The organism is Shewanella sp. GutDb-MelDb, from assembly GCF_002836075.1.
GTDB lineage: Bacteria > Pseudomonadota > Gammaproteobacteria > Enterobacterales > Shewanellaceae > Shewanella.
Genome location: NZ_PJBM01000257.1, coordinates 73,835 through 98,219 on the forward strand (window position 1 = coordinate 73,835; position 24,385 = coordinate 98,219).

Below are 24,385 nucleotides of genomic sequence, written 5' to 3' on the forward strand. Positions count from 1 at the left end.
AGGTATAAGCCCTACCCTCTAATAGCTAACATTCTCACTGGTAACTCTGTAGGTATATTGAATCACAAAAGCAATAGACCTTAGCTTCTTTACATACCTTAATGGCCTTAACATTGAGGCTCTGAATTGATTACATATATAACGGAATTGGTATAAAATCGTCCCGTAGCCTGCTTTCTAATAATAAAAAGGAAATTTTAATGATTAAGCCGTATCTGTTATTACTGACAACAGCCTCTATTTTGTTATCGACATTTGCAAATGCCTCTGTTGAAACTCAGCTATCACAATGTGCTGCGGTACCAGACAAACTGGATCGTCTTGTCTGTTACGACAACCTCTCCGCGTCATTAGTAACAAACAGCGTCACCAGTGTTAGTTCGGCACCAGAAACCATTGCCGTCGCCGCCTCAGCAACCGTTGTCACCAGTACCGCAAATGCACAAAAAAACGCTATTGAAGAGTTTGGCAATATCAAGAATGACAAAGCGGGGCAAGAGGTTGTGGTCATCAATCTAACCGTAGATAAAGTCACCAAAGATCCATATGGCGCGCTTAAAATTCAATTTGATAACGGTCAAGTTTGGAAACAAACTGATTCACGCTCTTTCAAACTCAAGCCAGAACAACAAGTCTATATTGAGAAAGCAGCCCTTGGATCTTTTATGTTAGGCACAAAAGATCGTAACACCACCATTCGGGTTAAACGTCTTAAATAATGCCGCAGTTTATGGACATTGCTGTCAATCTCATTGGCAGCAGCTTAGAAAAAGATCTTCACGAGGTTGTAGCAGCCGCTAATCATGTTGGCGTCTCCTCTATGGTTGTTGTCGGCAGCCACATTGAAGAGAGTGAGCAAGCGATTGCGCTATGCAATTCATTTTCAGGAACGCTCTATAGCACAGCAGGTGTTCATCCGCATCATGCGAGTGAATGGACGTCCCAAAGCTGTCATCGCATTAAGCAACTAAGCTTATCTCAATGTGTCGTTGCCATTGGAGAATGCGGTCTGGACTATAATCGAGATTTCTCACCGAGAGCCAAACAAAGGCAGGCTTTTGCCCAGCAACTTGATCTGGCAGTTGAGCTAAAAATGCCAGTATTGATGCATGAACGAGACGCTCATACAGATTTCCTCACCATATTAAAAGAATACCGCTCAGCATTACCCGCGGCGCTATTGCACTGTTTTACAGGGAACCGGGAAAGTCTAGAGGCTTATCTAGAACAAGACTTACACATAGGGATCACCGGCTGGGTGTGTGATGAACGTCGAGGTCAGGAGCTAGCCGAGCTAGTGCCATTTATTCCTGACAATCGTATTGTAATTGAAACTGATAGCCCCTATTTATTGCCAAGAAGCATGCGACCAAAACCGAAATCAAGTAAGAACCAACCTAAATACTTACCTTATATCGCTGAGTATATTGCGAATCTTCGTGGGCAACAGATTGATGATTTTGCACTACAAACTTATCAAAACAGCCGTTCCTTTTTTGGTTTAACGTATTAATGCGGCTATTCATTCGTTTTATAGCCATCGCGATGCTTTTTATATCAAGCTGTACAAACGCCGAAAACATCTTAACGCTCGATAGCCATACCCCTACAGAGCAAGCCTTAAATGACTGGGTCTATTACACACCAGTAACGCCAAACACGGACGTATTCCAAGTCAGCCAGTTGTCATCAACACGTTGGGATAAATTCACGCCGGATATTATTCGCGGTCTAAGTAACAAGCAATTTTGGGTCAAGTTTAGCGTGCACAGCAGCGGTTCTTTTGTAACCCATAGAATATTATCAATAACCAACCCCCACTTGGATCTGATTGAGTTATATCACTTCAATCGACACCGTTTAGTCAACAAAGTCGTTATGGGTGACAGTATCCCTTTCTCTCGAAGGCCCATTGTTAGTAATGATTTTTCGTACCCGTTTAGCAGTAAAAATAATGATTTTCATACCTTTTACTTAAAAATAAGCACTGCGGGGTCTTCAAGTATTCCACTCACGCTTTGGACCGATAACGCCTACTATCAAAGTGCTGAGCAGCAATCATTACTCTATGGCTTCCAAATAGGTGTCTTAACAGCGATTGGGATTTTCAGCCTCTTTATTGCCATTAGCTCACACTCATTTAGTTACACCTATTATGCAGGTTATGTGCTCTCTTTGACGCTATTTGTCGCCGCTTTACACGGTATCGCCTTTCGTTTTATTTGGCCTAATTTACCGATAGTACAAACGTTTATTTTGCCTGTACTATTATGTTTATCGATGGCATTTGCCTTTCTGTTTTCAGAGAAAGTCATGCAGCTTAAGTACCATAGCCAGCCGATGCTACGGATTTGCCGGGTCGGTGCGGCCATTTCAATTTTCCTGCTTTTTATTGGATTATTACTCGACTACAACCTAGCGCTAAAAATGGATGTCTGCGTAGTCATGCTCAGCAGTTTAATACTGATGTATATCGCACTTGTTCAAGGATTTAGAGGCCATAAACTGGCTAAGTTATTCGCTATTGGCTGGGCCTGTATGATGCTAGGAGCCTTAATTTCCGGCATGATGTATATGGGTTATATCGAACTTGAGCTGCAAGCTAATACTCCCTTCATGCTTGGATTAAGCTTCGAAATTCTATTCATGGCGGCACTACTAGCGATACGCTATAACGATGAACGCCTGTCTAAACTGCAGATCCAGAAAGAAGCGTTAATTCAAGCAGAAAGAGTGAAAATAACCCGAGAAGATGCACTTCGAATAGAGGCTCGAAGTAGCGAGCAACTTGGAAAGATGGTTCAAGAGCGAACATTAGAATTAGAAATTGCACTAAGAGAGCTCAACGAAGCAAATCAAAAGCTGACGGAACAAACTACGATTGATAGCCTTACAGGTGTAAAAAATAGAAATTCGTTTGATAAGCGTATCCTTGCAGAAGGCCGCATAAGCCGTCGACAACAAACGCCAATGGCTATCCTCATGCTAGATATAGACCACTTTAAGTCGATTAATGACACTCATGGACACCTTGCCGGCGACCAAGCCTTGCGAGTTATCGCTGATGAACTTAAGCGAAAATTAAAGCGACCAACCGATCTGGTATCACGTTTTGGTGGTGAAGAGTTTGCTATTATATTACCGAATACGAATCAAGAAGGCGCCCTGCAAGTTGCTGAGACCATAAGGAAAGCTATTTTTGAATTACCGATTAGTTGGGGAAAAATAACCATTCCTCTAACCGTCAGTATTGGAGTGAGCGTTGAAATCGTTTCATCCGAACAACATACAACATTGTTATTAGACCAAGCCGATAAAGCACTTTATCGCGCAAAGAACGAAGGGCGTAATCGCGTTATGCTATACAGCCCTGAGCAAGATTGAGCCCTGAGCAAAATTGACATCATCAAAAAGTCTGGAGTCGAATGTGAATATTATTACTAGTGCCTACCCACAGCGTAGAATGCGTCGTATGCGCAAACATGAGTTTAGTCGTCGTCTCATGGCTGAAAACCAACTCTCTGTAAATGACTTAATTTATCCGATGTTTGTGCTGGAAGGGAATAATCGTACAGAGCAAGTTGCTTCTATGCCTGGTGTAGAGCGCCTTTCAATTGACCTACTGCTTAAAGAAGCGGCAGAATTAGTTGAACTTGGGATCCCACTTATTGCACTATTTCCTGTCACGCCTTCAGAGAAGAAAACCCTGATGGCTGAGGAAGCTTATAATGCCGACGCGCTAGCACAACGTGCCGTGCGTGCATTGAAAGAGGCTTTCCCACAGCTAGGCGTGATGACTGACGTCGCACTGGACCCGTTTACCACTCATGGTCAAGATGGCATCATTGATGAAACTGGCTATATCATCAATGACATCACTACCGATATTTTAGTTAAACAGGCACTTTCTCATGCTGAAGCCGGTGCTGATATTATCGCACCTTCAGATATGATGGATGGCCGTATTGGTGCTATTCGCAAAGCGCTTGAAGCCGCTGGTTATGTCAACACACAGATCATGGCATACTCTGCCAAGTATTCATCAAACTACTATGGTCCTTTCCGTGATGCAGTCGGTTCAGCGGGTAATCTCAAGGGTGGCAACAAGCATAGCTATCAAATGGATCCTGCTAACAGTGACGAAGCACTGCATGAAGTTGCTCTCGACATTCAAGAAGGCGCAGACATGGTAATGGTTAAGCCTGGTATGCCTTATCTTGATATCGTCCGTCGCGTTAAGACTGAGCTTGCCGTGCCAACGTTTGCTTACCAAGTCAGTGGTGAATATGCGATGCATATGGCCGCGATTCAAAATGGTTGGTTAGCTGAAAAAGCGATTGTAATGGAGTCATTACTTTGCTTTAAACGTGCGGGTGCAAATGGCGTCCTGACTTACTTTGCCAAGCGCGCTGCGCAGTGGTTAAAAGAAGATAAATAACCGTTTATAGATGCAGAAATGCCACTCCCTAGCGAGTGGCATTTTTATTTCTAACGTCAAATCCCCCCTATAAAGTTCAATATTTCGGTTCCACTTTTAGAGCTTAGTCTCTATTGTGTGACTCCTGCCACTAAACGAACAATCATGCAGTGATCGATATAACAGTCCTTCTAGCCCATGCTTCACCCATTAGTTAAGACATGATTGAATAAAGCAGAATTCATTTCTTCTTGCTAGAGGTATAATCATGCACAATAACGTCAAAGCATTGCTTGCCACCACCGTTTTATTTTTTAGTAGCCAAAGTATGGCTAGTGGCGGCTGTGCATTCGAAGGCCAACAAGAGGGCTTTATGGCCACTTGTAGTGAGGAGAAACAAGAAGTGATCTTAACTGGTAGCGTTACAACCGAACAACTCAACGTGCTTGATTGGTTCAATCAAGAATATACTGATTACAAAGCCGACAAAGCAACAGTAGCGCAGTTACAGGCTGTCACTGAGGCAACTGAAATCACCGTTATTATTGGTACATGGTGCCCAGATTGTCACCGTGAAACGCCGCGACTTATTCGTATAATGGAACAGGTAAATAACCCTCTGATCACGGTGAAATACATTGGTGTTGATAGAGCTAAAGAAGATCCAAAAGGCTTGGCTAAACACTATGATTTCTCACGTATACCGACTTTCATCGTTTCACAAAAAGATGAAGAGATTGGTCGTATTGTCGAAAGACCTAAAGTGTCTTTAGAGAAAGATCTCGCGGCCATTTTAAAAGCCTCGTAACTCTACCTTTAAAAACATAAAAAAGGCCGCAAAAAGCGGCCTTTTTATTTACGCGTTATTTAAAACTCGTAACGTGCAACAACCGAAAAGAAACGCTCTTCTTGACGGTCTGTAACCATGCCGTAATCAGGGTTTAATTCAAGCCCTGACGCTGTATCTGCATAGCGTGCTCTTTCTTCATTAATGTTAATTGCCGAATCAGAGTCTAATACATTGTAAACAGTTCCCTTGATGGAGAAGTCACCCTCAAAAATATCGGTCATGTAAGTCAAAGATAAATCGATATTCGTTACCCAAGGCAAGTTACCCGCTTCACCGCGTGGTGCAGGGTTTCCATTTTCATCATAGTGCGACGCTTGATCATAATAACGGCTGATACAGTCATCCCACGGATTACCCGCAGTACAACTACCCACGCCTTCTGGATGCTGTGAGAAATAACTCTGTGGACGACCCGAAGTCACACGCGTTACAAAACCAAAGATAAACTCATCGGTAATGTTATAAGCACCACTGACCTTAAATGCATGTGTATGGTCATTCGGTAAATCACCATTTGAATGATCCATCAAGTCGCCATAATCATAAGAGGTTGTCCAACCTGGATCGGCCTGATTATTATCCGTCTTAACTAAACCTTCGGTATTACCATAGCTATGCGACCAAGTGTACGATGAGTTAATACGTAAATCGTCAGTAACAGCGCCATCAAGTGTGAACTCCATAGCTACATATTTACGCTCAGCTTCAGGCAATGCCATCTCTTCTGCAGTCAAATTCACATTATCGACAGTACCATCGCCATCGAAATCATATGCTATACCCACATCTTCACCAGGATTTAGCAGCACATAGTAAGAGCTCTGACCTACATTATCTTCAATACCTAACTCTTTGAGTTTCTTACTCAATACTGGACCAACATCAGTATCTTCGACGCTGCGGCCTAAGTTACGGTATATACCACGAACACCCGCCGTCATCGTTTCAAATACTTCTTGCTGGTAACCTAACGTAAACTCATCTGAGTACATAGATTTAAGAGAAGATGAAGCGATCAAACCAGGCTCAGTAATTCCTTTTTGACGATACCAACGATCCCTCAGCATTGCCCCACGACTCGGTGAACCATCCCCAGTAATCACTGGATGACCGTCACCATCAACTTGATCAAGCTCTGAATATTCGAACCATTCAATAGAAGATGAGCCCTGAGTAATATTCATATTTGCTGATACAGGTTGAAAATAACGACCATAGGTAGCAAACACTTTTGCGCTACCATCACCAAATAAGTCATAAATAGCTTGGACACGGGGGGCAAACTGATCTTCCATCTCTACGTATGCGCGACCATCTGAGACTGTGTTTTCAAATTCGCTATAACGTAAACCAAGATTTAATACCAAATTGTCAGTCGCCTGCCACGAGTCATTGATATAGAAAGCGGTTGAAGTCACATCAGAATCAGTGAAACGGTTACGTACGCGGCGCTCTACATAGTCTTCGCCCTGAACTTGGCCAGAGTTATCATCCGCACCTGCCGTATAAATTGACCACCAACCTTGAGCATCTCCCATACCATTTTGAGATGAAGAGTAATCAACTTTGACCTTGGTATAATCAACACCAAATTGAATCGCGTGGTTGTCTAAGTCCCAGCTGAAATCAATTCTCGCTTGATCACGTTGATAATGCTCTTCTGATACCGTCGAGTTAGTATGCTGGCTTAATGTCGTAGAACCATTTCGGTAGTCCCATACTCCAGGATTAGTAGAGGCCACGACATTTTCAACATCCTCTTGCACTCGTCCGACAACTGCTGAAACTGAGAATGTATCGGTAAGATAACCGTTGTAGTTCAAACTATAAACTTTACCACCATCTTCACCAGGTGCATCTACGCCTTGCTGTTCACCAACAACATTGGTTTCCCAATCATAAGCGTAAGTCTTATTCGTCCAAGTACGCTTGTTGTTCATGGCAGAAAAGCCAATTGAATGATTTTCTGTCATGTACCAATCAAGTTTAGCAAACCAACGATCTTCTTCGCGTTCACGGTTAGTTTTAGTCGTTTGACCAGCCCAGTCTTGATCTTCGCGTCTTGGCGCAAACAAACCATAGAAGAATAGTGAGTCTTCTATAATTGCTCCGCTCGCCCATAACTGTAACTCTTTAAAGTCATAGCTATCTTGTTGAGTGTTAGTGTCTATTTCACCGCTTGATTGGTATATATTGTCATGAGATGAACGTAATGAAGATGGATCCCAGCGTGCTTCAGCACCAAATTTAAATTCGTTTTCACCCGATTTAGAAACAGCGTTTACAATACCGCCCAATGCACCACCGTATTCAGGGCTCACACCACCCGTTTTTATTTGTGTTTGAGAAATCGCTTCCCAAGGTAGACGAATTGATCCTAAACCCGTACGAATACTCGTTACATTGAGCCCATTAAAATAGTATCCATTTTCAGCGGCTGATGAACCACCAAAACTAGATGCGCCTTTAAAACTATCTCCACCAGGCGCTGCAGTGCCGGGGGCTAGCAGTGCAATACTTTCAAAGCCCGTATTAACAGGCATGGTTTGCAGCTCATCTTGACTAAACGTTAAGCCAGAGGTTGATGAAGCAGTATCGACACGACGGATCATGCTACCCGTTACGGAAATTCGCTCTATATTGTCAGCGCCTGCTTCCGTTAACTGACCATCCAAAATAACCGATTGCCCAATACTGACTCGGACGCCATTTTCTTGATTTTGAACAAAGCCATCTTTACTAATGGTGATGTCGTAATCACCAACAGGGACATTACGCAGCAGGTAATCACCATTGGCGTTTGTTTCAACAGTGAACACTAGCCCTTTAGCTTTGTGCTTAAGTGTAATCGTTGCGTTCGACAAGTCAGCGCCAGTGGCGTTGATGACATGACCTTTAACAATACTAGTATCAGCTGCAATAGCAGCTGGTGCAGAAAACATTAACACTGATCCAACAGCAATCGCTGCGAGTGTCTTTCTCGGCGTAAATCGCTTTAAAGCGTTATTTCCGTCCATAACCTAATTTCCCTTAGTTCTATCTATAGTTATTGTGCAAACTTTTTTGTTTTTTTTAGCGTTGATCGCCAACAACTGAGCTCGCCCTTAATTGCAACATTACACTAACATTGTTAGCATAATGTATACAATTTATTTCATCCATAGATTGCGAGTGGGAATAAAATATTGAAATTATTGGTTTTATTAAGTGAAGTACTTCGAGAATACGTTGAATAATGAAGGGGGAAGTTCTTAAATCAGTCAAAAACATCAATGCAACTAAGAACAATCTGAAATAATACAAAGTTATATGGATTGTTTTGGTGTTCTTGGGAAAGGGTTACAACTTGGATGTTAGCAGAGACTATTTAACCGCAGCGTTGGGCGAGTTGATGCAAAATCCCTTCACGTAAGGCGCCACCTGAAAGCTGTAACGTTTCAATATTAAGCAACTCAAATAAAGCGAGTAAAATAGCAATTCCAGCGGCGAAAGTCGGGGCTCTTTCCGGCTTTAAACCTTCAATGTCGAGCATGGATACGGAGTTTTGTGCCAGAATTTCTTGCTTCAATCTATACAGGACATCCAAGGTTATGGCTGTCGACTCACCTCGAGCGCAGAGCAGCTCAACAACCGACTGTACGCTACCTGAAGCACCTACAACACTATGCCAGCCAAGCCTGCTTAGTTGCTGCTGATATTCTCCCAGTATGTTTTCAACATGGTGTCTAACATGATCAAAATCGGATGGTTGAAAAGGAAATTGGTTAAAGAAGCTATGATTAAAAGTAACGCAACCCATTGGTAAACTGGTTTTTAACAGCACCTTATTACCGTCACCAATAATAAATTCGGTACTAGCACCACCGATATCAATCACTAACCGCCGCCCACGACCTTCAGTCGTCGCAGCCATACCTTGATAGATAAGATCAGCTTCTTCGATACCAGAGATAATACGGATGGGATGAGGTAATACAGTGAGTGCTTGTTGGCAAAAGTCATCAGCGTTGCTGATTTTTCTTAAAGTCGCTGTCGCAATGACCTCGACATTATCCGCTGAGACACCCTCTTTCTTAAGCATTTCAGCGAACATAGCGAGGCAGTCAATGCCTCGCGTCATGACTGACGAATTAAGCAACCCGTCAGCTTCGATCCCTTCAGCTAAACGTACTTTACGTTTATATTTGGCAATAATTTGTGGATGATGACTAACGGTTTTAGCCACCATCATATTAAAACTATTTGAGCCTAACGTTATAGCTGCGTAGCAAGGAGCGCTCATTAAGCGAAATCTCTGTTACGAATGTCTGCGTGTCGTGTCATGACGACGCGGACCACTGTTACGATGCCCGCCTTGTGGACGAGAGCCATTGCGATCACGTGTATTACGCGTATGACTGCTCGGCTTACGGTGAATACGCTTCGGTGCTGGAATATCATCAAGCAGCGCTTCACTATCATATGAGGTTACTGGTACCGAATGCTTAATATAGCTCTCAATCGCAGGCAAGTTTAATGCGTACTCTTCACATGCAAAGCTAACTGACACTCCCTTCTTACCTGCGCGACCAGTACGACCAATACGGTGCACGTAATCTTCACAGTCATCAGGTAGATCGTAGTTATATACATGCGAAACATCAGCAATATGTAGACCTCGAGCAGCAACATCTGTTGCGACCAAAACATCTATTTCACCGTTAGTAAACTGCTCCAGAATACGTAAACGCTTCTTCTGTGGCACATCACCGGTCAGTAAACCAACACGATGTCCATCACCTTCAAGCCATGACCACACTTTTTCACAGCTGTGTTTAGTGTTAGAGAAAACAATCGCCTTTTCTGGCCAATCTTCCTCAAGCAGTGAGAGTAGAAGTGGCATCTTCTCTTCCATAGATGGATAGAAGATCTCCTCTTTAATATTCTTCGAGGTTTTCTCGTCTGGTTCGACTTCAACTTTCACAGGCTCATTCATATGGTCGTAAGCCAGCTCTTGCACTTTCATTGAAAGCGTGGCTGAAAACAACATATTTAAGCGCGATTTAGCATCAGGCATACGTCTAAACAAGAAACGAATATCTTTAATGAAGCCCAAGTCGAACATACGATCCGCTTCATCAAGCACAACCGCTTGAATCGCACTTACGTTAATAACACCTTGGCGAACATAATCGATAATACGACCCGTGGTGCCAATTAAGATATCAATACCTTTATCAAGCACTTTACGCTGTGCGTCATAGCCTTCACCGCCATAAACGATACCGACTTTAAGGCCAGTATGTTTAGCAAGTAAGTTGGCATCTTTAGCGATTTGAATCGCAAGCTCACGTGTTGGCGCCATAATGATGGCTCGTGGCTGACTGATCTGACGATCAGCAGGAACGGGTTCAGTTAATAGGTGATTAAACGTGGCGACTAAAAAGGCAAGGGTTTTACCTGTACCCGTTTGCGCTTGCCCTGCTATATCTTTTTTCTCTAATAAAATCGGCAATGATAATGCTTGAATAGGCGTACAAAAATCAAAGCCTACTTCGTCCAGTGCCAGTTGTACTTCTTTCTGTAGCGGGAAGTCGGCAAACTTTTTTGTAGATAAATGTGTATCGCTCATAGCGCAGGCTTACCTGTAAAAGGTTGCAATAAGGAACTCGATCGTTTGAAATAACGGTAGAATTGTTATCGCTGAAAATTGGGGCTCACTCAGAGAAACGGTTTTCACGGTATTATTAGCATCGGTGACGGAATCACTATTCCCTCTTTTTATTATGATGCTTGGAATTTTAGCGTGTATTAAACGTTCTCTATAGGGCGAACTAAATACGCTTTTAGGCGTTAGTCGTCGTCGACTTAGGCTCACTATGCCTACAATTGATCGACTTGTCTAAAGCGTTTTACGATCGCTTCGAGTGGCGTCTTTAATAAATGATTAACTTTAATAGCTTGAAAAGCTATTTTACCGACCCAATATACAGGTTAAGCCATTAACAAACCAGCAATGGCAACCAAACTGGAGAACAACATGAGCGACAAGATTGTATACTTAAGCGACGATAGCTTCGAAAATGACGTAATTAACTCTGAACTACCAGTTCTGGTTGATTTTTGGGCAGAATGGTGTGGTCCTTGTAAAATGATTGCCCCAATCTTAGATGACGTAGCTGAAGAGTATGCAGGCAAGATCACTGTTGCTAAGTTAAACGTTGACCAAAACAACGTATCACCGGCTAAATACGGTGTTCGTGGCATTCCAACTTTGCTTTTATTTAAAGCGGGTGAGTTAGCGGCAACGAAAGTAGGCGCACTTTCAAAAACTCAACTAAGAGAGTTTATCGACGGACAACTGTAAGACTTTAGAGGCTAAACCTGCCCACTAAAGCTAGATTGAGTGATTCCCGACACAGCTTCAACAAGAAAATGTGTCGGGTTTAATTAAATTTCTAGACGCCCTGCCTTGTTAGTGCTACTTTAATAACCAAAGAGATTCTAACTAACCCACTTCCCGCTATCCGATCGATACTCAATAAGCTTCATACCCATTGATCTAAGATGGCATAGTCACGTGAAAACAAGACCCCCCAAGATGAATTTATCAGAATTAAAAGACACACCGATTTCAGATTTAGTACAACTAGCCCAAGACATGAAGCTAGAAAATATGGCCCGCGCTCGTAAGCAGGACATCATTTTCTCAATCCTAAAGGCCCACGCGAAAAGCGGTGAAGATATTTTCGGTGGTGGTGTATTAGAGATTTTGCAGGACGGTTTTGGTTTCTTACGTAGCTCTGATGGGTCTTATTTAGCGGGTCCTGATGATATTTATATCTCACCTAGCCAAATTCGTCGCTTCAACATGCGTACTGGTGACAGCATTTTTGGCAAGATTCGCCCGCCAAAAGAGGGCGAACGTTATTTTGCTCTGCTAAAAGTTACCGAAGTTAACTTCGATAAGCCTGAAAACTCTCGCAACAAGATCCTTTTTGAAAACCTAACGCCACTGCATGCTGAAGAACGTATGCGTATGGAACGTGGTAATGGTTCTACGGAAGATATCACTTCACGTATTTTGGACCTATGCTCTCCTATCGGTAAAGGTCAACGTGGTTTGATTGTTGCGCCGCCAAAAGCGGGTAAGACGCTATTATTGCAAAATATGGCGCAAAGCATTGCTTATAACAATCCAGATGTTGTGCTAATGGTACTGCTCATTGACGAACGTCCTGAAGAAGTTACCGAAATGCAACGTATGGTGAAAGGTGAAGTTATTGCTTCTACTTTCGATGAGCCAGCAAGCCGTCACGTACAAGTGGCTGAGATGGTCATTGAAAAAGCTAAGCGTCTTGTAGAGCACAAGAAAGATGTTGTTATCTTACTCGACTCTATTACTCGTCTTGCTCGTGCATACAACACTGTGATCCCATCATCAGGTAAAGTTCTTACTGGTGGTGTTGACGCTAATGCTCTGCATCGTCCTAAGCGCTTCTTTGGTGCAGCTCGTAACATCGAACATGGCGGCAGCTTGACTATTATCGCCACTGCGTTGGTTGATACAGGCTCTAAGATGGACGAAGTTATTTACGAAGAGTTTAAAGGTACTGGTAACCAAGAGTTACACCTTTCTCGTAAAGCCGCTGAAAAACGTGTATTCCCAGCCATTGATTTCAATCGCTCTGGTACGCGTCGCGAAGAGAAACTCACTACAACAGATGAACTTCAGAAAATGTGGATCTTGCGTAAAATCTTGCACCCAATGGATGAAGTCACTGGTATGGAATTCTTAATCGACAAATTGGCTATGACCAAAACGAACGAAGAATTTTTCACAGCAATGAAACGCGCTAAGACCTAACTCTACTAAGATCTAGCTCTAACGTCTCAACTGCTAAAAAACCGCATTTATGCGGTTTTTTTATGTCCATTTTTTATGGTTATTCCTGCACGCTGTTATTTTCACAATCGGTCTAGTATTTTCCGCATAAAGACTCTTACCAGTCCAAACGATGCATCTTGCTCCTCTCCCACAATCGACCAGCCATGTTTGACATAGAATTTGAGCGCTTGCTCATTGCCTTTAAAGATTTCTAACCGCAGGTGTTCATAACCTTCATCTCGTTGCATACTCTCAACCTGCGCTAATAGATACTCCCCTAAACCGGTTTGCTGTAATTGAGGATGGATCATCAAGAGATGGATGAATCCCTCTTCAGCAGCGCAGAAGCCTTGTATTTTTCCATCCACCTCAAGCAGCATGATATTTTCAAGATGTTCAATAATCTCTTTGTCTGAACCACCACCATTGATAAACCAGTCAACGCCTTCATCACCTAAGAAGGAACGATAACACTTGTCTATCGTCTCTCTCGCTAACGTCTTTATAACGTCTAAATCTGCGGCATCGGCTTGCCTAACTTTTGTCATTGGTTGCCTGTCAGGAATGTCTTTAATCAACCTGCTATTTGTCCGTGCCAACCACGCTTTTGAGCGCACCCTTAACATATCTCTGAGTAGTAATACCACCGGCGTCACATGCTCTCGGCCAGGACAAACAAGATAGAGGTCGGCCTCTTCACCAACGTAATCCGTTAGCATAGGCACTAATCGCCCTGATTCAAGATCATCCGTTAAATCAAGGCAGGACTTAAACACCACCCCTTGGCCAGCCACAGCCCAGCGCCGTGCAACATCAGCATCGTTGCAGGTTCGATTAGACGTCACTCGCACCTTATATTGCTGACCCTCTTTGCTGAAAAACCATTGATCATGCGTGCGCTCATCTAACATAAAGAACAAGCAGTTATGTTGCTGCAGCTGCTCTAAATTATTAACCGCTCCCATGCGCTCGATATACTCAGGAGAAGCACATAGTACTCGCGTGGAGTCACAAATTTTAAAGGCCACCAGCGATGAATCTTTGGGTTTACCAGAGCGTAATGCGACATCAATTTTGTCTCGATAAAAATCAGACAAGTTATCGCCAATATGAAGACGAAGTTTGAGTTCCGGGTACTCGGATAGAAAATCATCGAGCCAAGGTAATATGATATTACGGCCAACATCCGATGGTACGGCTAGACTCACGGTGCCCGAGATCTGGGTCAGGCTCGAGGTAATTGCCCGCTGCCCCATGTCAAGATCAGCTAATGCCGATCGACAATGGATCAGATACCGCTCGCCAGCATCGGTTAGCCTAAGGCTGCGAGTACTGCGAATAAACAAGGTTGTACCTAGCTCTTTCTCTAACCTTTTAAGGCCTGCACTTGCCACCGCAGAAGAGATATCCAGCTCAACCGCGGCGCCCGTCAGGCTGCCACAATCAGCGACTCTCACGAAAAGAGTTAGATCATTTAGCTGCATTATCAATTATTCCTTTATAAACGACCGACCATTACTAATACTTTATTGTATTAAATCACCACGTTTTTACCAATAAAAATTCTACTTAATCAGAGCATCACTGTTAGTGATTTTTATATCAGCCAAAAAAAAGCCTGCAAGTGCAGGCTTTAATGTTTAGCGTCTTTAGTCCCCCACAAGAGTCGATAGCCATGGGGTTCGAGCACTTTTTTCAACCCATAAACCTAAACTAAAGTGACTGCCATTTTTCGTCTTAGATAGGCAATCTGCTGCATATGCGGCAGGTCCTTAGGGCAATTATCTTGGCACCCTAGCAAAGTCATGCAGCCAAAGACACCGTCTTGGTTACCAATCACATGATAATAATCTTCAAGCTCACGACCGTCACGGCTATCAAGCTCAAAACGCGCAAGTTTCATCATGCCCACGGCACCAACAAAGGTTTCGCGCATCTGTTTAGTGGCACAGGCTGATACACATACACCACACTCTACACACCGTTCTAGCTCGTAGAGTTTGGCTGCTTCTACAGGGTCCATCGGCGCTTCTAAGCGGTGAACATCCAAATCATCACTGATGGGATGTAGCCACAACTTTAAACGCTCAGCCAGCTCGCGCATAAACTTGCCGGTATTGACCGACAGATCACCAATCAATTCAAACCCAGGTAGCGGCATCAACATGATGTCACCTTTCGGGTATTTGCGGGTTAATGTTCGGCAAGCCAACGTCGGAAAACCGTTAATGACCATAGCGCAACTGCCACAAATACCTGCTCGGCACACAAAATCAAATTGCAACGAGGTATCTTGTTCTTCACGTAAACGGTTAAGCGCAATAAAGACCGTCATACCCGGTGTTTCTTCAAGCTGGTACTTCACCATTTTAGGCTTATCGCCCGGTTCTTGTGGATCATAACGGAATATATTAAAGGTTAACATCCGCCCTTTTGTGGCTTCTGGGCTCATTTCGCCTCTCCTGCAACTTGCTGATCTAACATTTCACTCAAACGCTCATTCTTAGGTATTAATGACTCAGGCACCTCAAATGGCATTAAGGCATTTTGTCTTTCGTGCCTATCGGCATCATCACCTAACTGACTCAATATCTCAGTGATCTGCTGCTCGCGCTTGCCCGTATCAGGATGCGCTATCGCATTGTTAATACCATAACCACGGTAGCCAGGCGGTAACTCCATCTTCATTACATCCAACTGCTCATATTCCAGCGTCGGCGATAACGCTTCTGCGTTTGGCCAGCTTGCCAAAGTGCGGTTTAGCCAGTCTTTATCGTTACGCTGCGGGAAATCTTCACGAGCGTGTGCTCCGCGGCTCTCAGTACGTGCTGCAGCGCCAGCAGCAACCGTTAGCGCAACTTTCAGCATACGTTTAACACGCAGTGCTTCTACAAGCTCTGGGTTAGCGTGGCGCTTCTTACATTTAAGGCCTAATGCTTGAGCACGCTTAAGTAACGCTTGTAGCTCGTTAACGGCTTTTTCAAGCTCAGGGCCATTACGGAAGATGCCCACGTAATCCATCATGATCCGTTGCATCTGCTTTTTCAGTTCAAACGGACTTTCAGTCCCTTCACCATCGACTAAGTCATCAATCTCGCTTTGCACTTTGCCAACAAAAGACTCAACCAGACCAGTATCAATCTCTAAGGTATTTTGCTGGCAGAAATCAGCCACGTACTTGCCGATAATCATGCCGCCAACGACCGTTTCAGCAAGAGAATTACCACCGAGTCGGTTAAAGCCGTGCATATCCCAACAAGCGGCTTCACCTACACTAAACAGGCCTTTTAACTGCGGATTCTGCCCTGTTGAATCGGTACGGATACCCCCCATTGAATAATGTTGAGTCGGGCGTACTGGGATCCACTCCTTAGCAGGATCGATACCTAAAAAGTTCTCACAGATCTCTTTCACTTCACGCAAGTTAGTTTCAACATGCTTACGGCCAAGCAGGGTAATATCAAGCCATAGATGCGGTCCATAAGGGCTATCAACGCCTTTACCTTTGCGCATATGTTCGGTCATACGGCGCGACACTACATCACGTGATGCCAACTCTTTCTTTTCAGGCTCATAGTCTGGCATAAAGCGGTGACCATCTTTATCTCGCAATAAGCCGCCGTCACCACGACAACCTTCTGTCGTTAAGATCCCGACGGGTACGATGGCTGTAGGATGGAACTGCACCGCTTCCATGTTACCCAACTTGGCAACACCGGTTTCAAGCGCAAGTGCTTGGCCTATCCCTTCACAGATAATGGCATTGGTTGATACTTCATAAATTCGGCCGTAACCACCGGTGGCTATCGTGGTCGACTTAGCGACATAAGCACGTAGTTCTCCGGTCACCAGACAGCGTGCTACTACGCCATGGCAGCGCTTACCATCATGGATAAGCGATAAGGCTTCCATGCGCTCATGCACCGGGATATCCATCGATATCGCTTTGTTATCGACGGCATATAGCAGTGAATGACCGGTACCATCAGCCGTGTAACAGGTACGCCATTTTTTAGTACCACCAAAGTCACGGGCATTAATTAAGCCATGCGCAACTTCAGCCTCTTCGAGGGTGACTTTCTCGGCGTTAACCACCACTTGTCTTGGGCCTGCCGTAACGCGTGTCCAAGGTACGCCCCAATTCGCCAACTCACGGACTGCTTTAGGGGCACAATGAGCAAACATACGTGCCACATCTTGATCGCAACCCCAATCAGATCCTTTTACCGTATCTTGGAAGTGCACATCTTCATCATCTCCCATACCTTTCACGGTATTGCCCAGACTTGCTTGCATGCCACCTTGCGCCGCAGCCGAATGCGACCGTTTAGCAGGGACTAATGACAATACAACAGTATCTAGCCCACGCTCTTTTGAGGCGATGGCGACGCGTAATCCAGCAAGTCCAGCGCCGATCACTAACGAATCGGTATATATCAGTTTCACACGTGCTCCTTAAGCGGGTACAGAGTCAATTTATGGTTCTTACATTCAAATATTTGATTTACACAGCATTGTGCTAATAAGTGCTTTCGACTAACCATTTGCGTAAGGCAAAAAGGCCAGCAATGAAGCAATACCCACCACAATAAAGATGGCACTGATAATGCTTTTTATTTTTTTCAGCCTGCTACGACTATTGAGATCTCTGACGGCACCCCACTTAACCGCAACACGATATACACCAATGGCTGCATGCAGTTCAACGCAAAAGAGTAAAGGTAAATACAGTAACCATACGCCCTGTTGCCAAATTCTATCCGCACTGCCATAGGGCCCTATGGTTTCCGGTGCAGCGCCAATGAGCCACAAATGCACTGGCAGTAGCAAAAAAATCACCACGCCAGTAACGGCTTGCCAAACCCATAAACGAGTGTCGCCGTGGTTCACCATGCTGAGTTGCTGCTTTAGCGCTTTTTGTTGACGTAGGTTGAGCGGCATTTTGTGCGCCGCAACCAAAACGTGAACCAATACGATAGCGGCAATAACAACAGCGATGACCGTCACCACCCAAGGGTAGCCATGACCGTCAGCCGTTAAAAAACTCAGTTCCATGGTTTTAGCGACCCATGTCATCGCATCTTTACCCAATAATATGGATGACACCAATAATAGGTGCGTCCACAAAAATACCGCTAGCACTACCCCACTGGCGCTTTGGCTTATATCAAGCCAACCACTCAATTTACCGCGATTGTTTATTATTCTCATTCGCTTCCCTATCCATGTTGTTGAATTTTCGCTTAAAGACACTGTAACCAATGTCGCTCACAAATAACTTCCCAACAGTGAGGTAGATCAACAAAAAAGTAATTAATCCAGCGATACCTAATTTATCGATTAATAAAATATGGCCGTAACTAACTAGGGCGATAAGCTTCAACGGGCAAGCTCAAATCACTGCCAATGATTAGATAAGATATAAGACTCATAAGACCAATGACGATAAGATAAATAATCAAGCCTTTAGCCAGCTTACGCAGCCCCGTACGTTTAGTGGTTAAACCCCACTTAACTGCCACGCGATAAAGTCCTATCATCGCGTGGATCACCACAGCAGGTAGCAGTAAGGCGTATAGCAACCAAGCATTTTGGTTGTAGACTCTGTCAGCCGAAAGATGAGGACCTATTTCTGGATTGGCTATCATGGTAAAGAGGTGTACAGGCACAAGGAAGAACAACACAAAGCCCGTAATCAGCTGCCAGAACCACGCATGGCTGTCTTTATGATTAATCACTGACATATGACGTCTAAGTGCACGCCACTGCCCTATTTGCGCAGGGAAACGACGTAAAGCCACTGCCGCATGCGCCATCACCACCAGTAACATAAACACCGAAAAAACCTTAGTGACAATCGGGAAGCCATGTCCCGTTGAGCTAAACATGCCCCCTTCGAGAAACTGCACTACGGTATAAAACGCCTCTTTACCAAGTAAAATGCTAGATTCAAAATGTAGATGAGCTAATAGAAAGCAGCCCATCAATACACCGGTGATGCTTTGTATTTTGTCCGCTTTAGCTGATGCGGGATGTCCGGTTGCGCTTACGTAGGATGCTAACATAGTAGTTATCTTGTTTATCTTATGCCTAGTCGTGGGATTTACACTCTAGCAACTTGTTAATCACCTCGTTGAAACTGCATTTTCAATCGTGATCTTGCTCACGCTCTTTCAAGTGAGTATTAGAGTAAGATCACAAACAAGGCATAAAACACAGAACAGCGGTAATACCTTTTAACCAATGATTTTCAGCTACTTGAAGCAACATTTCAAACAAAACAATCTAAACGTTCTCCTGAGGGATACTGTTATTACAAGCGGACTATAAGTCACTAATTGCTCAAGTAAAACAGTGACTAATTGCCATAGAGTCCTGCACCTGATTTAAGCTTAACGAAATACCCAACTCACTTCAAAACGCTGGTTTCAGAGCTCAAGTAGGATAGCTGAACAAGGCAATGATTGAGATAATGGTTATTCCCTTTTCGACATGCTGAATACTGCATTCTGAGGTCGTTTGGGTATACAATACGTCGATATATCTAGCTAACGAGAATTATCATGCCTTGGATCCAACTAAGAATTGATACCGACGGCCCTCACGCAGACGCACTTAGCGATCAGCTGATGGAAGAAGGGTCAATTTCCATTACCTTCGAAGACGGTAAAGACACCCCGATCTATGAACCCACTTTGGGTGAAACACCACTGTGGAGTCACACGGTCATCATTGCACTCTTTGAGGCCGATCACGATTTAGCACCTGTGGTTGAGCGTCTAAAACTGCTGCCTTATTTAGGTAAAAACTTCGGCCATAAGATAGAGCAAGTTGAAGACAAAGACTGGGAACGTGAATGGATGGATAACTTCCACCCAATTAAGTTTGGTGACCGCCTTTGGATCTGTCCAAGCTGGCGTGAGATCCCAGATCCAACCGCGGTCAACGTGATTTTAGATCCCGGCCTTGCCTTCGGCACAGGTACTCACCCAACCACCGCTTTATGTTTAGAGTGGCTAGATGGACTCGACTACCGCAATAAAGACGTCATCGACTTTGGTTGTGGCTCAGGCATTCTCGCTGTCGCTGCGCTCAAGCTAGGGGCTGAACGTGTCACAGGCATCGATATCGATTACCAAGCAATTGACGCATCTAAAGCCAATGCAGAGCGTAACGGCGTGCAAGACAGGCTTTCGCTGTATCTGCCAGAAGACCAACCCGCAGATCTGCAAGCAGACATCTTAGTGGCAAACATTCTTGCAGGCCCATTACGTGAATTAGCGCCATTAATTGCTGATAAAGTGTTGCCAGGCGGCCAACTTGCCCTTTCAGGTCTACTAAAAGAACAAGCTGAAGAAGTTTCAGCCTTTTATAGCAAATGGTTCGACATGGACGAGCCTGCTCACAAAGACGACTGGAGCCGCTTGACAGGGATACGCAAATAACGGTAATACGCGGCGCACTCTGCGCCGCGACAGACTTCTCACCTAGCAAAAGTCAAGAAAAAAAGTTGCCCTCAGGTCATTTATTGACCTTTTCACAGGCTTGAAAAAGGCGTACTATAGCGCCCCTTTGACGAGCAAGGTGATTTGATAAATGCAGATTGGACCCTATCGACTGAAAAATCAGCTGATCGTGGCCCCAATGGCAGGTGTCACGGACCAGCCCTTTAGAAATCTTTGTATTCGTTATGGCGCAGCCATGGCGGTTTCAGAGATGCTTTCATCTAATCCTGATGTTTGGGATACCGATAAAAGCCGCTTACGTATGACACACGTAGGTGAAGACGGAATACGTTCGGTTCAAATAGCCGGTTCAGACCCTGAATTAATGGCGAATGCCGCTGTTGTGAATGTGCAACAAGGCGCTCAGATCATTGATATCAATATGGGCTGTCCAGCAAAAAAAGTGAATAGAAAGCTAGCAGGCTCCGCTTTGTTGCAAGATCCACAGCAAGTAGAATTAATTCTACGTGCCGTAGTAGCAGCAGTTGATGTGCCTGTGACACTAAAAATTCGAACGGGGTGGGCTCCAGAGCACAGGAATGGTGTTCATATCGCCCAGATTGCAGAAGATTGTGGCATTGCTTCGTTAGCCGTTCACGGCAGAACAAAACAGTGCATGTACAAAGGCAATGCCGAGTACGACACGATTAAAGCAATTAAAAAACAGATCTCGATACCTGTCGTCGCTAATGGAGATATTTTAACGCCAGAGAAAGCACGCTTTGTGCTGGATTATACTGGTGTGGATGCTTTGATGATAGGCCGGGGCGCTCAAGGACGGCCTTGGATATTTAGGGAAATCCAACATTACTTGGACACAGGTAATAAGCTAGCGCCCGTTGAGATGGATGAAAAGCGTCAATTGATGCTGGAACACCTTAAACTGCTTTACGCATTGTATGGCGATTATAAAGGCATCCGTTTCGCAAGAAAGCACGTTGGATGGTATCTAAACCAAGAAACACAACGCGCTTTTCGAGCTGAGTTTAATCAGCTTGTGACCGTTGAAGAACAATGTTCCATGGTGGAACACTATTTTGATGAATTTGCAGCAAATAAATAAAGAGCAGAATACGAATGTTTGATCAAACAACTCACACTGAAGTTCACCCACTGACTGTTGGCAAAATCGAAACCGCAAGTGGCGCAATCAAGCCACAGTTATTACGCGATGCAGTAAAGCGTGCGGTAACAAACTTTTTCGCTCAGATGGACGGGCAAGAAGCTGAAGAAGTATATGAAATGGTGTTAAGCGAAGTTGAAGCTCCGCTGCTAGATATCATTATGCAACATACTCGCGGCAACCAAACTCGTGCTGCAAACATGCTAGGTATCAACCGTGGTACTTTGCGTAAAAAATTAAAAAAATACGGCATGAACTAAGACTCACGTCTTAATATGTTGTATCGAAACGGGCTTTCCAGCAATGGGAAGCCCGTTTTTGTTGATATGTACCCCCATATGTACCCCCGTTGTTTTGTAGCCTAAAGCTCATAACCCTCTTTTCATACTCAATACAGTATTTCTAACATAGCCTCTCAACCAGCTGATTAAGTTCATTCCACCTTCGATCCCCGAAAATTTTATTTTCTAATTTCCTTAGATAAAAATACCTGCTCAATACAAATGGAAATCAGGAAATACCAATGAAACAAGTAGATTTAAGCGTCGCAGATGTTTTTTCAGCAGGTAATTTGAAACTTGACAGATTTGTCAAAGAAAAGGAAAGACTGCAAATAACAGCCCTTAGCAGACCCCATGCCTTCCAACTGGAAAGAAATGGCGAGTTCCCTAGTCGTAGACGTATTTCTAAACGCTCTGTCGCATGGCGACTATCAGATTTGTTAGAGTGGGTAAACTCACGAAGCATCGTTATCAGCCAAACAGAGAAAGGAGCGTCATGATGGCTTCTTCAATCAAATTAACAGGGTTCGTTCAAGTAGATTTAGAACCACTGATAACAATCAAGCAAATGTGTAAGAAACTGGATATAAGTCGGAGCACACTGTATCGGCGGGTTAAAGCAGGTCGAGTAATCTCACCAGTGATGAAAAACAACCGAACTATTGGTTGGAACCCTGAGCTAATACAAGCATACACAACGGTCTAATGATTCAAGCTGGTGGCCATGAGTGATGACCACCAGCTAGCTCAAACCAAACTCCAAGCTCTTGCAAAATCAATTCAAAACCCTTCAGTTCCCAAAAATTTTATTTTCATTTTTAAATTAAACACAATCATTACTTCAACCCAATAAGCCAATTGAAAACGAGGTAATACAAATGAAAACAAGCCTATTCACACCCCCTTCCCACGATAATTCTCAAGATCCAATAATCAAAGAGCCACTGCGCAAATTTATAACTGCAGTCAGTCGATCTCACGCCTTTCAACTTGAACGCCAATCGCTGTTTCCAAACATATAGATTTAGGCGATAACTCCATAGGTTGGAAGCTGAGCGAAATACTTGCTTGGGTTCACTCTCGCCCAGTGGTGACATTTGAACAAGGAGGGGCTGACAATGACTAAACCCGCAGATAAAAAAAGCTATAAGAAAATAAGACTATGTCAGTTAGTCGCAGCAACCCATACCGTTGAACCAGCACTGACAACAGCTCAAATTGCCATTCGACATGATGTCGGTGAAAAAGCCATTAGAAATTGGCTAAGACAAGGTTCTGATGCGCCTAAAGCCTTTAAAGACCAGAATAAATGGTATGTAAGTATATCGGAGTATCAAAACTGGGAAGTACGCTCAAAGCGGTAGAGAACACCGATTTGGCTAGGGGCAATACGTTGCCCTTTTTCTAAAGAAAAAATGAAACAAACAGGGCTGTTATAGTGCTTTATCAAACTAAAAAAAACGAAAAAATCGCCTCCAGAGTCAACAGCCGCGCGGCCTTCAAAGCAAGGCACTCACTAAATGAACTAGGTTTTTAATATTATTATGTCTTTAATCTTAAGTAGTACATATGAAATAGAGGATACAGAAGATAATGAAGATAATGAAGAGAAGATAGATCAAGCTATAGACGTTGTTCTGGGTGGGATAATATGGAAAGTAATGTTTTTCACTGAAGGATTAAATCGCAAACTTCTTAATAGCCTATACAAAACTTTGACGACCTATATCTCATGGCACTCAAAGGTTCTAATGATCCGTTTCGATGTATCATTATATGATTCATCACCCCACAATAAAACTATCAGTAAACTTAGAAACTACATGCTGAAGCAACTCAACAAACATTATAACTCAAAGGCTGATTTTGGCTGGGTTAGGGAGCAGAACCAATTTAAAGACATGTGCCATTACCATTGCTTTATATTGTTGGATGGGCAAAAGGTCAGGAGCAGCCACACCTCATTCAATCTAACTAAAAAGGCACAAGAACTAATCATAGACATAAATATCCACTTTCCTAAATATTGTACTTACATGTTGTTACCTAAATCTATAAAGACCATCCAAGCCGCTTTATATAGATTAAGCTATTTATCCAAAAAATCGACTAAAAAAAACAATCCAGCTTTGGCAAAAAGTTATTACTTTAACCGTACAAAGCTCTGATGGATTGGGAGTTAGACTCCCCCCAACTCACGCCCCCCCTAAGTAATCTGTTGCTTTACAACAATAATTGTTACGACATTGTTAACCGTCTTACTGTTTGAGAATAAAGCACTCGTTAATGTGATCACTTGATAGCCCCCCCGCTATCACTTCTATATTAATCATATAGTTATC

The 24,385-nt window shown here is 43.7% G+C and carries 22 protein-coding genes and 1 pseudogene; 14 read left to right on the top strand and 9 right to left on the bottom strand.

What is annotated here, in order from left to right; translation table 11 throughout:
- Positions 1-200 precede the first annotated feature (200 nt).
- From CXF82_RS18335 to CXF82_RS18355, 5 genes are all read left to right on the top strand, one after another.
- A complete protein-coding gene (locus CXF82_RS18335; RefSeq protein ID WP_101089796.1) occupies positions 201-719 on the top strand; it encodes a hypothetical protein in 519 nt (172 codons plus the stop codon).
- The gene (locus CXF82_RS18340) at positions 719-1,513 is read left to right on the top strand and encodes a TatD family hydrolase (protein WP_101089795.1); all 795 of its coding nucleotides are present in this window, start codon (positions 719-721) and stop codon (positions 1,511-1,513) included. The genes CXF82_RS18335 and CXF82_RS18340 overlap by 1 nt, the downstream gene beginning before the upstream one ends.
- A complete protein-coding gene (locus tag CXF82_RS18345) occupies positions 1,513-3,384 on the top strand; it encodes a sensor domain-containing diguanylate cyclase (protein ID WP_101089794.1) in 1,872 nt (623 codons plus the stop codon). The genes CXF82_RS18340 and CXF82_RS18345 overlap by 1 nt, the downstream gene beginning before the upstream one ends.
- A gap of 43 nt (positions 3,385-3,427) precedes the next feature.
- Positions 3,428-4,438, top strand: coding sequence for a porphobilinogen synthase (gene hemB / locus CXF82_RS18350; protein WP_101089793.1), 1,011 nt, complete (start codon positions 3,428-3,430; stop codon positions 4,436-4,438).
- A gap of 247 nt (positions 4,439-4,685) precedes the next feature.
- Positions 4,686-5,225, top strand: coding sequence for a thioredoxin family protein (locus CXF82_RS18355; RefSeq protein WP_101089792.1), 540 nt, complete (start codon positions 4,686-4,688; stop codon positions 5,223-5,225).
- Positions 5,226-5,284: 59 nt separating this feature from the next.
- Here the strand turns inward: CXF82_RS18355 and CXF82_RS18360 are convergent, their stop codons facing one another.
- From CXF82_RS18360 to rhlB, 3 genes are all read right to left on the bottom strand, one after another.
- Positions 5,285-8,284 (bottom strand): TonB-dependent receptor, encoded by a 3,000-nt coding sequence (locus CXF82_RS18360; protein ID WP_101089791.1) that lies wholly within the window; start codon positions 8,282-8,284, stop codon positions 5,285-5,287.
- A 350-nt stretch (positions 8,285-8,634) separates the two neighbouring features.
- Entirely contained in the window at positions 8,635-9,549 is a 915-nt protein-coding gene (locus tag CXF82_RS18365) for a Ppx/GppA phosphatase family protein (protein ID WP_102038907.1), read from the bottom strand.
- 15 nt (positions 9,550-9,564) lie between these two features.
- A complete protein-coding gene (rhlB, locus tag CXF82_RS18370; protein ID WP_101089789.1) occupies positions 9,565-10,878 on the bottom strand; it encodes an ATP-dependent RNA helicase RhlB in 1,314 nt (437 codons plus the stop codon).
- 408 nt (positions 10,879-11,286) lie between these two features.
- Between rhlB and trxA the strand changes: the two genes are divergently transcribed.
- Both trxA and rho read left to right on the top strand, forming a co-directional pair.
- Positions 11,287-11,613: a thioredoxin TrxA gene (trxA, locus tag CXF82_RS18375; protein ID WP_101089788.1), complete on the top strand. Its 327-nt coding sequence runs from the start codon at positions 11,287-11,289 to the stop codon at positions 11,611-11,613.
- A gap of 234 nt (positions 11,614-11,847) precedes the next feature.
- Complete coding sequence (gene rho / locus CXF82_RS18380) at positions 11,848-13,113, top strand: transcription termination factor Rho (RefSeq protein WP_101089787.1); 1,266 nt, start codon at positions 11,848-11,850, stop codon at positions 13,111-13,113.
- Positions 13,114-13,214: 101 nt separating this feature from the next.
- On the opposite strand, the gene CXF82_RS22710 is transcribed toward rho, so the two are convergent.
- The 6 genes and pseudogenes from CXF82_RS22710 to CXF82_RS18405 form a co-directional block, all read right to left on the bottom strand.
- Positions 13,215-13,682: a GNAT family N-acetyltransferase gene (locus CXF82_RS22710; RefSeq protein WP_308304389.1), complete on the bottom strand. Its 468-nt coding sequence runs from the start codon at positions 13,680-13,682 to the stop codon at positions 13,215-13,217.
- Between the two features lie 36 nt (positions 13,683-13,718).
- Positions 13,719-14,618, bottom strand: a pseudogene (locus CXF82_RS22650) (LysR family transcriptional regulator); the annotation flags it as partial.
- A 224-nt stretch (positions 14,619-14,842) separates the two neighbouring features.
- Positions 14,843-15,586, bottom strand: a complete 744-nt coding sequence (locus CXF82_RS18390; RefSeq protein ID WP_101089786.1) for a fumarate reductase iron-sulfur subunit — start codon at positions 15,584-15,586, stop codon at positions 14,843-14,845.
- Positions 15,583-17,580, bottom strand: coding sequence for a fumarate reductase flavoprotein subunit (locus CXF82_RS18395; protein ID WP_101089785.1), 1,998 nt, complete (start codon positions 17,578-17,580; stop codon positions 15,583-15,585). Before CXF82_RS18395 ends, CXF82_RS18390 begins: the two co-directional genes overlap by 4 nt.
- Positions 17,581-17,670: 90 nt before the next feature.
- Positions 17,671-18,345 carry a fumarate reductase cytochrome b subunit gene (locus CXF82_RS18400; protein WP_102044709.1) on the bottom strand — a complete coding sequence of 225 codons (675 nt, stop codon included), beginning with the start codon at positions 18,343-18,345 and terminating at the stop codon, positions 17,671-17,673.
- Between the two features lie 149 nt (positions 18,346-18,494).
- The gene (locus CXF82_RS18405; protein WP_101089783.1) at positions 18,495-19,199 is read right to left on the bottom strand and encodes a fumarate reductase cytochrome b subunit; all 705 of its coding nucleotides are present in this window, start codon (positions 19,197-19,199) and stop codon (positions 18,495-18,497) included.
- 498 nt (positions 19,200-19,697) lie between these two features.
- Here CXF82_RS18405 and prmA point away from each other — a divergent pair, with 498 nt between their 5' ends.
- The 7 genes from prmA (at position 19,698) to CXF82_RS18445 (ending at position 24,211) form a co-directional block, all read left to right on the top strand.
- Entirely contained in the window at positions 19,698-20,579 is an 882-nt protein-coding gene (gene prmA, locus CXF82_RS18410; RefSeq protein ID WP_101089782.1) for a 50S ribosomal protein L11 methyltransferase, read from the top strand.
- Between the two features lie 151 nt (positions 20,580-20,730).
- On the top strand, positions 20,731-21,702 hold the full coding sequence (gene dusB / locus CXF82_RS18415) for a tRNA dihydrouridine synthase DusB (RefSeq protein WP_101089781.1): 972 nt from the start codon (positions 20,731-20,733) through the stop codon (positions 21,700-21,702).
- Between the two features lie 14 nt (positions 21,703-21,716).
- Positions 21,717-22,022, top strand: a complete 306-nt coding sequence (fis, locus tag CXF82_RS18420; RefSeq protein WP_012153658.1) for a DNA-binding transcriptional regulator Fis — start codon at positions 21,717-21,719, stop codon at positions 22,020-22,022.
- 263 nt (positions 22,023-22,285) lie between these two features.
- Entirely contained in the window at positions 22,286-22,543 is a 258-nt protein-coding gene (locus tag CXF82_RS18425; protein WP_102044710.1) for a helix-turn-helix transcriptional regulator, read from the top strand.
- Positions 22,543-22,749: a helix-turn-helix transcriptional regulator gene (locus CXF82_RS22805; RefSeq protein ID WP_374702377.1), complete on the top strand. Its 207-nt coding sequence runs from the start codon at positions 22,543-22,545 to the stop codon at positions 22,747-22,749. The genes CXF82_RS18425 and CXF82_RS22805 overlap by 1 nt, the downstream gene beginning before the upstream one ends.
- Positions 22,750-23,161: 412 nt before the next feature.
- Complete coding sequence (locus CXF82_RS18440; RefSeq protein ID WP_102044712.1) at positions 23,162-23,407, top strand: hypothetical protein; 246 nt, start codon at positions 23,162-23,164, stop codon at positions 23,405-23,407.
- A 180-nt stretch (positions 23,408-23,587) separates the two neighbouring features.
- The gene (locus CXF82_RS18445; protein WP_102044713.1) at positions 23,588-24,211 is read left to right on the top strand and encodes a YagK/YfjJ domain-containing protein; all 624 of its coding nucleotides are present in this window, start codon (positions 23,588-23,590) and stop codon (positions 24,209-24,211) included.
- Positions 24,212-24,385 lie beyond the last annotated feature (174 nt).